The 9,430-nt window shown below is 68.1% G+C and carries 12 protein-coding genes; 4 read left to right on the top strand and 8 right to left on the bottom strand.

Annotation, left to right across the window (positions count from 1 at the left end):
- From AC3XYG_RS39140 to AC3XYG_RS39150, 3 genes are all read right to left on the bottom strand, one after another.
- Positions 1–243 (bottom strand): hypothetical protein (locus tag AC3XYG_RS39140; protein ID WP_489145318.1); only part of this gene is annotated, 243 nt, incomplete at its 3' end.
- A 62-nt stretch (positions 244–305) separates the two neighbouring features.
- Positions 306–1,304 (bottom strand): ABC transporter permease, encoded by a 999-nt coding sequence (locus AC3XYG_RS39145; protein WP_489145319.1) that lies wholly within the window; start codon positions 1,302–1,304, stop codon positions 306–308.
- Between the two features lie 197 nt (positions 1,305–1,501).
- Positions 1,502–2,149: a MarC family protein gene (locus AC3XYG_RS39150; RefSeq protein WP_489145320.1), complete on the bottom strand. Its 648-nt coding sequence runs from the start codon at positions 2,147–2,149 to the stop codon at positions 1,502–1,504.
- Positions 2,150–2,322: 173 nt separating this feature from the next.
- Here AC3XYG_RS39150 and AC3XYG_RS39155 point away from each other — a divergent pair, with 173 nt between their 5' ends.
- Complete coding sequence (locus AC3XYG_RS39155; protein ID WP_489145321.1) at positions 2,323–2,748, top strand: OsmC family protein; 426 nt, start codon at positions 2,323–2,325, stop codon at positions 2,746–2,748.
- Between the two features lie 58 nt (positions 2,749–2,806).
- On the opposite strand, the gene AC3XYG_RS39160 is transcribed toward AC3XYG_RS39155, so the two are convergent.
- The 4 genes from AC3XYG_RS39160 to AC3XYG_RS39175 form a co-directional block, all read right to left on the bottom strand.
- Positions 2,807–3,247, bottom strand: a complete 441-nt coding sequence (locus AC3XYG_RS39160) for a Dps family protein (RefSeq protein ID WP_489145329.1) — start codon at positions 3,245–3,247, stop codon at positions 2,807–2,809.
- A gap of 12 nt (positions 3,248–3,259) precedes the next feature.
- Positions 3,260–3,403 (bottom strand): hypothetical protein, encoded by a 144-nt coding sequence (locus AC3XYG_RS39165; protein WP_489145322.1) that lies wholly within the window; start codon positions 3,401–3,403, stop codon positions 3,260–3,262.
- Between the two features lie 89 nt (positions 3,404–3,492).
- On the bottom strand, positions 3,493–4,701 hold the full coding sequence (locus AC3XYG_RS39170; protein ID WP_489145323.1) for an NAD(P)/FAD-dependent oxidoreductase: 1,209 nt from the start codon (positions 4,699–4,701) through the stop codon (positions 3,493–3,495).
- 123 nt (positions 4,702–4,824) lie between these two features.
- Positions 4,825–5,487 carry a DsbA family oxidoreductase gene (locus tag AC3XYG_RS39175; RefSeq protein WP_489145324.1) on the bottom strand — a complete coding sequence of 221 codons (663 nt, stop codon included), beginning with the start codon at positions 5,485–5,487 and terminating at the stop codon, positions 4,825–4,827.
- A 206-nt stretch (positions 5,488–5,693) separates the two neighbouring features.
- On the opposite strand from AC3XYG_RS39175, the gene AC3XYG_RS39180 reads away from it, so the two are divergent.
- The 3 genes from AC3XYG_RS39180 to AC3XYG_RS39190 are packed head-to-tail and all read left to right on the top strand — an operon-like array spanning position 5,694 to position 7,584.
- Positions 5,694–6,614, top strand: a complete 921-nt coding sequence (locus AC3XYG_RS39180) for a MurR/RpiR family transcriptional regulator (RefSeq protein WP_489145325.1) — start codon at positions 5,694–5,696, stop codon at positions 6,612–6,614.
- Positions 6,611–7,357 (top strand): COG4280 domain-containing protein, encoded by a 747-nt coding sequence (locus AC3XYG_RS39185; protein WP_489145326.1) that lies wholly within the window; start codon positions 6,611–6,613, stop codon positions 7,355–7,357. Before AC3XYG_RS39180 ends, AC3XYG_RS39185 begins: the two co-directional genes overlap by 4 nt.
- On the top strand, positions 7,354–7,584 hold the full coding sequence (locus AC3XYG_RS39190; protein WP_489145327.1) for a hypothetical protein: 231 nt from the start codon (positions 7,354–7,356) through the stop codon (positions 7,582–7,584). Before AC3XYG_RS39185 ends, AC3XYG_RS39190 begins: the two co-directional genes overlap by 4 nt.
- A gap of 111 nt (positions 7,585–7,695) precedes the next feature.
- On the opposite strand, the gene AC3XYG_RS39195 is transcribed toward AC3XYG_RS39190, so the two are convergent.
- On the bottom strand, positions 7,696–9,430 hold a 1,735-nt coding region (locus AC3XYG_RS39195), incomplete at its 5' end, for a cellulase family glycosylhydrolase (RefSeq protein ID WP_489145328.1).

Here is a 9,430-nt window from a genome sequence, read left to right on the forward strand (position 1 = left end):
CAGGTCTTCCATGATGCGGACCTGGGTCGAGCCTTGCGTGTTCTGCGGCACCACCCATTGGTACTGCACGCCCAGCGCTTTGGCCGCCTCCGCCGCGCCGGTGTTGCAGTCGTCGAAGAATGGCACCGCCACCTTCGGCACGACGGCGATGGTGATCTTGGCGTCGTCGGCGGACGCGATCCCGGCGGCGAACAGGGGTGCGGCGAACATCGCCGCGGTGAGCATGCGGATCATGGGCTTCATGGAGTTTTCTCCCTGGAATGAACGGGTGACGGAGCCTGCTGCTCTTCTTGTCGGATGGGGCCTCAGCTGCGCTTGCTGCGGGCCCGGAGCACGTCGATGCTGACGGCGATCAGGATCACCGCGCCGGTGATCGCCTGCTGGGCATAAGTGTCGATGTTCATCAGCACGACGCCGTTGGCGATGAAGCCGGTCAGCGCGGCGCCGATGACGGCGCCCAGCACGCTGCCGATACCGCCCGACAGCGACGCGCCGCCGATCGCCGCCGCGGCGATCACGTCCAGCTCGGCGCCGAAGCCGGAAGCCGGTTCCGCTGAGAGGTAGCGCGAGAAGCTGACGACCCCGGCGAAGGACGCGATGGTGCCGGACAGGATGTAGACGGCCATCTTCACCCGGGCCGTCTTCACGCCGCTCAGCCGCGCCGCGTGCTCATTGCCGCCGGTGGCATAGACATGGCGACCGAAGCGGGTTTTCCGCATCAGGATCGAGAACACGATGGTCAGCACGACCATGATGGCCACGGGCACCGGCACCGGCCCGAGATAGCCCTGGCCCAGCAGCGTGAAGGCGTCGGGCACGTCAGGCGTCACCGGCACGCCGCGGGTGACGACATACATCAGGCCGCGGCCAATGCTGAGCGTGCCCAGCGTGGCGATGAAGGGCGGCAGGCCGATCGCGGTCACCAGCAGCCCGTTGACCGCGCCGAAGCCGACCCCGACCAAGAGGCCTGCCCCGATCGCCACCGCCATCGGCAGCCCGGCCGAGAAGCACAGGGCGGTGACCAGCGACGAGAGCCCCATCACCGAGCCGACCGACAGGTCGATGCCGCCGGTGATGATCACCATCACCATGCCGATGCTCATGATCGCGGTCAGCGAGAAGGCGCGCGACACGCCCATCAGGTTGTTGGTTGTCAGGAAATACGGGGTGACGAAGCTGATCAGCGCGCCGACCAGGATGAGCGCCAGCAGGACGTTCAGTTCCCGCGCATTGCGCAGACCGGCGATGACCGAGAAGGGGCCCTGGCGTCCAGTCCGGCCGTGTTCGACTTGGCTGCTGCTCACGCCCGTCAACCTCCCTGCAACCGTGCCGGCGATCCGCCGTTTTGTCGTCATTGATCGTTCCCGGCCCCGGCAATGAAGCGGGGCGGGTTGGATGGCGCGAGCTTCGGTCAAGAAGCTATGTTAGCGCTGTCATTCGAGTAGCACATGCGCCGTTTCGGGAGTCAACGGTTAATTCCGGGACGGCTGTGGGGTGCGGCTTAAAGCGACTTCACGAAGTCGGCGATGCCGTTGAGGGTGATCTGGGTGCCGACGCACAGCAGCAGGAAGGCCATCAGCCGCGACAGCACGCGGGCCCGGGCATGGCCGAGCAGGGCGACGATGCGGTCGGCCGAGGAATAAGAAATCCAGACGATGAGCGCGAGGACGATGGCCGCGGCGGAGGCGCCGAGGACATAGGGCAGGAAGTCGGGCTTGCCCACCGGCAGGTTCGAGCCGATGGCGATGGCGACCGAGATGGTGCCGGGGCCGGTGGTGAACGGCATGGTCAGCGGGAAGAAGGCGACGGCGTCGATTCCCTCCGCCTCCGATGCCTGCTGCTGCTTGCGCTCCTCCTGCTGCTCCGGCGCCTGCAGCAGGGTCCAGGCGCTGGCGGCGACGATGAAGCCGCCGGCGATGCGCAAGGCGGACAGGCTGACGCCAAAGAAGCTCAGGATATAGGCGCCACCCCACAGCGCCCCCAGCATGACCAGGGCGGAATAGAGCGCGATCCGCCGCGCCAGCTCGCCGCGCTCGGCATGCGAGCGGTCGCCGGTGATCTGGCTGAAGATCAGGGCGGCGCCGATCGGATTGACGATGGAGAACAGGGACGAGAGGGTGAGCAGGAAGGTCTGGATCGTGCCGCCCAATTCATATCTCCCGTCTTTTGCCACAGCCTGACCGATCTGCGGTGCCGGCTGCAACTCCGATCGCGACGATATGATCCGCCCCGGACTTGCGCCGGAACAAAAGCTTCCCTTGCCGACCGGGCATTCCAGGCCAGATCATTGCCGCCGTGTTTCATCGAACTGGGAGAACCCGCATGAAGAAGTCCGGATCCGCCGTCTGGCAAGGTGGCCTGAAAGACGGGAAGGGCGCGATCTCGACCGAGAGCGGCGCTCTCAAGTCTTACCCTTACGGCTTCGCCAGCCGCTTCGAAGGCCAGCCGGGCACCAACCCGGAGGAGCTGATCGGCGCCGCCCATTCCGGCTGCTTTACCATGGCGCTCTCCCTGATCCTGGCCGAGGCGAATCTCAAGGCCGATCACATGGAGACCAAGGCCGACGTGACGCTGGAGAAGGTCGGCGAAGGCTTCTCCATCACCGCGGTGCATCTCACGCTCAAGGCCAAGATCCCCGGCGCCGACCAGGCGACGTTCGAGGAGCTGACGGCCAAGGCCAAGGCCGGATGCCCGGTCTCGAAGGTGCTGAACGCCACCATCACCCTGGACGCGACGCTGGAAGGCTGACCGTACTCAACCGGTAGTAGCAAAGGCACGGAGCGGATTGCCGCTCCGTGCCTCACCGTTAGCTGCGGACCAGGGGCGTGTCGACGAGATGCTCGGCCAGGAACCAGGCTTGCAGCTCACTGGTCCGGATGATGTCGGACACGATCAGGTCGTTGGTGCCGTCATCACCCTGGTCGCCCGTCCGGGACGCGGCGTCGTGCGCGTCGATCAGGATCAGCTCATGCGCCTCGAGCAGCCGGGACACCATCGCCGGCACCTCTTCGCAGCCATCCGGCGCGCGGGGGATCCGGGTGATTTCGGCGACATGGCGCGGGTCGCCGACGGCAATGCCGCCCAGGGTCTGGATCCGCTCGGCGATCTGGTCGACCAGCGCCAGCTGTTCCCCGGCATGCTTATCCAGCAGCAGGTGCAGCTGATAGAAGGTCGCGCCCCGCATCAGCCAGTGGTGCTTCTTGTACAGCGCGTTCAGGATCTGGGTGTCGGCCAGCAGCTGGTTCAGCCGCTGGCAGGACTAGAGCCGGGTGTCGCGCGACAGGCCAACCGGCAATTGGCGGACGCTGCCGAAGGCCTGGATCTCGTGCCCGCGCTGGTGCAGCCAGGGCTGGCTGCCGGTGGACGGGGCCTTCGCGACGATCCGGGGTGTGGACTTCGCCATCGGGTGTCTCCTGTATCGGATGCGGGCGCGGCTCGGCGCGCTGCTCTAGAGACGGCCCGAAGCCGGTTCAGGTTCCCGGTCGGCCGGGGTCAGGCGAATCCGAAGAGGCTGTTGTCCGGATCCTCCAGCCCGAGAATGGCGCGCGGAATGATCTGGGCCGCGATGGCGCTGAAGGTGAAGCCGTTGCCGCCATAGCCGAGAATGGCGTGGCAATGGGGCATACCGGGGATCGGGCCGATAGTCGGCAGGCCGGTCCGGCTTTCGCCGAAGCTGCCGGTCCAGCGGAATTCCGGCTTTCCGTCGATCGCGGGCCACAGGGCCGTCACCTTGCGGCCGATCGCAGCGGTCTTGCGGGCGATGAGCGCGTCGCGCTTGTCCTCGTCGGTGAAGGGCTCGTCCTCGCCACCGGCGACGACCCGGCCATCCGCCGTGGTGCGGGCGTAGAAATACGGCTCGCTCGCCTCCCAGACCAGCGCCCGGGACGGCCACAGGCGATCGGGCTGCACCGCGGTGGCGATGGCCCAGGTCGAGCTGATGCGGTGGCCGGTGTCGGGAATAAACGGCATCAGCTCATAGCCGGTCGCGAACACAGCGAAGCGGGCCCTGATTTCGAGACCATCCGCGGTCGCCAGCCTGACGCCGCTGCGTTTGGCCTGGACCTCGCGGATCTCGACCGGGGCGTGCAGCCGGGCGCCGCGCGACAGGGCGGAGCGCCAGAGGCCGCTGACCAGGCGGACCGGATCGGCCTCGCCGTTTCCGGACGTGGCAATGGCGCAGGGGGCGTCGAGGGCGGTGATATCGCGCAGCACGGCCGACTGGATGAAGCGCGACCGCAGGCCGATCCGCGCCCTAGCGTCGCATTCCTGTCGGAGTTCCTTGGGCCCGAGGGCGTCGCCGGGGAGGTAGATCGACAGCCGCTCGCGGAATCTGGCCTGTAGCTTGAGGTCATGGATCCGGGTTCGCAGATAATCCACGGCCAGTGCCGACCGCCAATAGGCGCGGGCAGCCCGGGATTCGCCGATCTCATCGGTGAGCTGGGTCAGCGGCCGGTCGATCTCGCTGGCGAGCAGCGCGGTGCTTGCCGCCGACGATCCGAGGCCGAAGCCGCGCCGGTCGACCGCGATGACGCTCAAGCCCGCCTGCAGCAGCGCATCGGCCAGCAGGGCCCCGGACACGCCGCCGCCGACGATCGCCACATCCGCCGTCGCCCCGTCGACCAGCGGCGTGGTGGGGATGTCGGGTTGTCCGCGGGCGGTCCAGACGGGATGGCCGGAGCGGAGGTCGAGTGTTTCGGGCAATCAGGTTCCCTCCCGGCACCGATACGCCCCGGGGGTCGGGAGCGGCTTCGGCTAGCCTGGGAACCGAGCGAAGCCGCGAATGGTTTCACGGCCTCGCATCGAACCGGGAAAACCCGTCGCCGGTCAGGCCTCTGCTTTGCCTTCTGCGGCGACCCGGCGCAGCACCTGCTCGAACACCTCGACCGGCTGTCCGCCCTGGATCAGGCGGCGCTCGTCGATGATGATCGAAGGCACCGACTGGATGCCGCGCTCGGTATAGAACCGCTCCTGCGCCCGCACCTCTTCGGCATAGTCGTCGCCGGCCAGGATCGTCCGGGCGCGGTCGGCATCCAGCCCGACCTCGCCGGCCACCCGCGCCAGCACCGCCGGGGAGCCGACATCCTCGCCATCAGTGAAATAGGCGGCCAGCAGCGCATGCTTCAGCTCGCTCTGGCGGCCTTCCAGCCCAGCCCAGTGCAGCAGCCGGTGGGCATCGAAGGTATTGTAGATGCGGCTGCGCTGATCGAAGTTGAAGGTGAAGCCCACCGCTTCGCCGCGCTGGCGGATGCCCTCCTGGTTCTGCCGCATCTGGGCGGCGGAGCTGCCGTATTTCTTGGCCAGATGCTCGGCCACGTCCTCGCCCTCCGCCGCCATCTGCGGGTTCAGCTCGAAGGGCTGGAAGTGCAGGTCCACCGTCACCGCACCGTCCAGCCGCTGGACGGCCTGCTCCAGCGCGGCGAGGCCGATGGCGCACCAGGGGCAGGAGACGTCGGAGACGAAGTCGATCCTGATGGTTTGAGCCGGCATGGCGGTCACGTCCCGTAAGGATATGGCCCCATCAGGCGTCGCCGAGGGCATTCGGCGGCTTCGGGGCCCCGCCCCGGAATCTGCCACGCCGCCATCGATCGGCGCCAGCCCTGTCGCCCCGCCCGAGGCGCGGGGCTGCCATTTCCGGGCAACAGGAGCCACCGATAGAGCTTTGTAGCAGTTACAACCTGCTGTAGTTTCTTGAAATGGTTACGACAGACGCGTCACCCGAAGACACCCCATCCGACGCCTCCGCCTTCGACGAGCGGGTCGACGTGGCCTTCGCCGAATTGTCTCCGGCGGAACAACGGATGGCACGGTTCTTCGTCGAACACAAACAGGCCGTCCTGCTCGGTTCCGCCGCCCAGATCGCGGCGCAGGCCGGCGCGAGCGATGCCACCGTGGTCCGCACCGCGCGCTCGCTCGGCTTCGACAGCCTGTCGCATCTGCGTGAGGCGCTGCTGGGCGACCTGACCGGATCCGCAACGCAGGACGGACGGCTGCGCCGGACCCTGGACGAGGCGGGCACCGATGCCGGCGGGGCGCTGCGCCATGTCCTGGCTGCGCATCATGAGGCGCTGGCGGTGCTGGCCGACCCCGGGTTCCAGGAGCGGTTCGGGAGGGTGATCGACACCCTGGCCGCCGCCAGGCGCCGGCACGTCTTCGGCATCGGCCCGTCCGGCAGCCTGGCCGAATATCTGGCGCTGCAGTTCAACCGCATCGGGCTTGAGACCCGCGCCCTCTCCGCCACCGGCATCGGCCTCGCCGACCAGCTGCTCGGGCTGGCCGAGGGCGACGCCGTCCTGATGCTGGCCTATGCGCCGATGTACCGGGAGGCCGAGCTGACGCTCGATGCCGCCGAACGGGCCGGCATTCCCGTGCTGCTGGTCAGCGACAGCCTCGGCCCCTTTGTCCGCGGCCGGGTGGCCGAGGTGCTGCCGGTGCCCCGCGGCCGCGCCGACCACCTGGCGATGCATGCGGGGACCATGGTGGTGATCGAGGCGATGATCGTCGCCCTGGCCGCCCGCGACCGGGATGCCGCCCTGGCCAGCCTGGAACGGTTCGGCGCGCTGCGCGGCGGCATCGACCGGCTGTGGCTGAAGCGGGGAACGAGGAAGACACCATGACCGGCGTCACCGCCATCATCTCGACCGTGACCGCTTCCTTCCTCGGCTCCTTCGTCGAGGTGGTCGAAGCCTTCACCATCATCTTGGCCGTGGGCTTGTCGCGAAGCTGGCGGCCGGCCATCATCGGCACCGTCCTGGCGCTGGCCGTGCTGGCCGCCCTGGTAATCGTGCTCGGGCCGCTGCTCGAATTGATCCCGATCGGCCTGCTGCAATTCGTCATCGGCACGCTGCTGCTGCTGTTCGGGCTGCGCTGGCTGCGCAAGGCGATCCTGCGCAGCGCCGGCTTCATCGCCCTGCGCGACGAGGCGAAGGCCTTCGCGGCTGAGACGGACGCACTGCAGCGCCGCAACGCCGAACGTCGTGCCGATTTCCTGGCGGGGGCGGCGGCCTTCAAGGCGGTGCTGCTCGAAGGTGTCGAGGTGGTCTTCATCGTGATCGCCGTCGGCGCCGGCCGGGGCATGGTCGGCTATGCCAGCCTCGGCGCCGCCGCGGCCTGCCTGCTGGTCCTCATCATCGGCGTCGCCGTGCACAAGCCGCTGTCGAGGGTGCCGGAGAACACGCTGAAATTCGCCGTCGGCCTGCTGCTGACCGCGTTCGGCGTGTTCTGGACGGGCGAGGGGCTCGGGGCGCATTGGCCGGGTGCCGATCTCTCGCTGCTCGGCATCCTGGCGGTTGTCGCCGTGGTGTCCCTGGCTGCCGTGCGATGGCTTCGGTCCTCCAGCCAGCAGGCGATCATCCGATGACGGCTCTGCGCACCGCTTTCGCCGAACTGATCGGCCTGTTCATCGATGACGGCGCGCTGGCGCTGGCCATCCTCGTGCTGGTCGCCATCGTGGCCGCGGCCGTGCGATGGGCGGGCCTGCCGGCCCTGGCCGGCGGCGTGCTGCTGCTGGCCGGCTGCCTGGCCATCCTGGCGGAGAGCCTGCATCGGGCGGCCCGGGCCAAGGCCCGGTCGACCGGGGCGGGATGAGCCGCCCCTGTCTCGTCATGGGCCATCCCCAGCGTCGAGGATGCTATCGCCGTGGCTGGCCGGGACCGCCAGCTCGAACCGCCGGTCCTCGCCGATAGCGCTTGCAGTTCGCTACAGCACGAAGTCCGCGGCCACCAGGGCGATGGCGCCGGACAAGCGGATCTGGAAATCCGCAGTGCCGTCGCCGTTGACGTCGCCATAGATCGAGGTGACGCCCGACACGGTCGCGAAGCGCAGCTCACCGGCATGGTGGGTGAACGCCGCCGCGCCGATGACCCTGAAGGCCTGGTCGCCGGCCAGGCCGGTGTTCGCGTCGATCGCTGACAGGTCGATCCGGTCGCCCTGGGCATGGCTGAAATCGAGGATCGCGTCGGAGGTCGACGACCCGCCGACCGGGCTGTCGCCGATCGTGGTGTAGACAAACCTGTCCGCCCCGGCGGCGCCGGTCAAGCTGTCTTTGCCGACGCCGCCATACAGGGTGTCGTTTCCATCGCCGCCATTCAGCGTGTCGAGGCCGCCGAAGCCCTGGAGCGTGTCGTTGCCGGCAACGCCGGTCAGGGTGTTGGCATTGCCGTTGCCCCCCATGTAGTCATTGCCCCGGCTGCCGGCCACGTTTTCGATCCCGTTCAGCGTGTCGCCCTGCGCCTCGTACGCCAGGCCCAGCCCGGTCGCCAGGTTGACGTTCACGCCGCCGGTGCTCGTGGCATAGCTGGCGGTGTCGATGCCGGCGCCGCCGATCAGCACATCCGCGCCCGTGCCGCCGATGAGGATGTCGTTGCCGTCGCCCCCATCCAGCCGGTCGTTGCCGGCACCGCCGTCGAGCGTGTCGTTGCCGCCATTGCCGGCCAGGGTGTCGGCGCCGCTGGTGCCGGTGAGATGGTCGTTGCCGCTGCCGCCGACCGTGCCGTCATCATCGATGATGGTCCCCGTGGCGGTGGCGGATCCGATCACCGCGCCATGCGGATCCGTGAGCACCACCTGGAAGTGCTCGTTGCCCTCATGCAGGAGGTCGGCCGTGACGGACACCTGGACCGTCTTGCTCTGCTCCCCCACGGCAAAGGTCAGCGTGCCGCTCGTCATGGTGAAGTCGGACGAAGTCGCGTCGCCGGCCACGGTGTGATAGCCGACGGTCACGGCCTCGGTCGCGGGCGCCGAGAGCGACACCACGAAGGACAGGACATTGTGGTCGCCCGTGCCGCCGCCCGTTTCGTGGAAGTCGAATTCGATCGGCCTGAGATAGGCGACCTTGTTCTCGTTCACGGTGCTCCAGTCATCCTTCAGGATGCCGCCGGTATCGTTTGAATTCGGATTCCATGACCAGTAGGTCCAGGAAATACCCTGCTGGCCCGCCGGAATATCGATGGTCCCGTTGTTGTCGAAGTCGCCGGACATGTAGGAGGTCAGGGCCTCCAGCCAGGGCGCGTCCTTCGGGTCGACCAGCTTGCTGCCGAATTCGCCGACATAGACCGGCGCAATGCCTTCCCGGTAGATGTAGCCCCACGCCTTGTCGAAGACCCCAGGCAGTTGCGCCGCGAAATCGGGCGATTGGAACCAGGGCTGGGCGTAGACCGAGTTGGGATAGTCGTGCGCCGAGTAGACGAGCTTGTGGCCGACATCGAGTTCGATCGGCCGGTCGCGAACACCTTCGAGGTTGCCGCCCCACCAGTAGTTGTCGCCGTTGTAGCTGCCGACACCCTCGACGAAGATCAGCCAGTTGGGATTGACCGCGCCGATGGCGTTGCCGGCCGCCTCGGCGGCCGCCGCCCAATCATTGGCGCCACCGCCGCCCCAGGTGCCGTTGTAGGGTTCGTTGTGGAGGTCCGCGCCGATCACCGAGGAATGGTCG

The organism is Inquilinus sp. (assembly GCF_057815775.1).

Bases quoted from the DNA above. Each gene is read 5' to 3' on its own strand.
- AC3XYG_RS39155 (WP_489145321.1), top strand. From the start codon at position 2,323: ATGAAGAAGTCCGGATCCGCCGTCTGGCAAGGTGGCCTGAAAGACGGG.
- AC3XYG_RS39190 (WP_489145327.1), top strand. From the start codon at position 7,354: ATGACGGCTCTGCGCACCGCTTTCGCCGAACTGATCGGCCTGTTCATC.
- AC3XYG_RS39165 (WP_489145322.1), bottom strand. From the start codon at position 3,403: ATGGCGAAGTCCACACCCCGGATCGTCGCGAAGGCCCCGTCCACCGGC.
- AC3XYG_RS39175 (WP_489145324.1), bottom strand. From the start codon at position 5,487: ATGCCGGCTCAAACCATCAGGATCGACTTCGTCTCCGACGTCTCCTGC.
- AC3XYG_RS39185 (WP_489145326.1), top strand. From the start codon at position 6,611: ATGACCGGCGTCACCGCCATCATCTCGACCGTGACCGCTTCCTTCCTC.
- AC3XYG_RS39180 (WP_489145325.1), top strand. From the start codon at position 5,694: ATGGTTACGACAGACGCGTCACCCGAAGACACCCCATCCGACGCCTCC.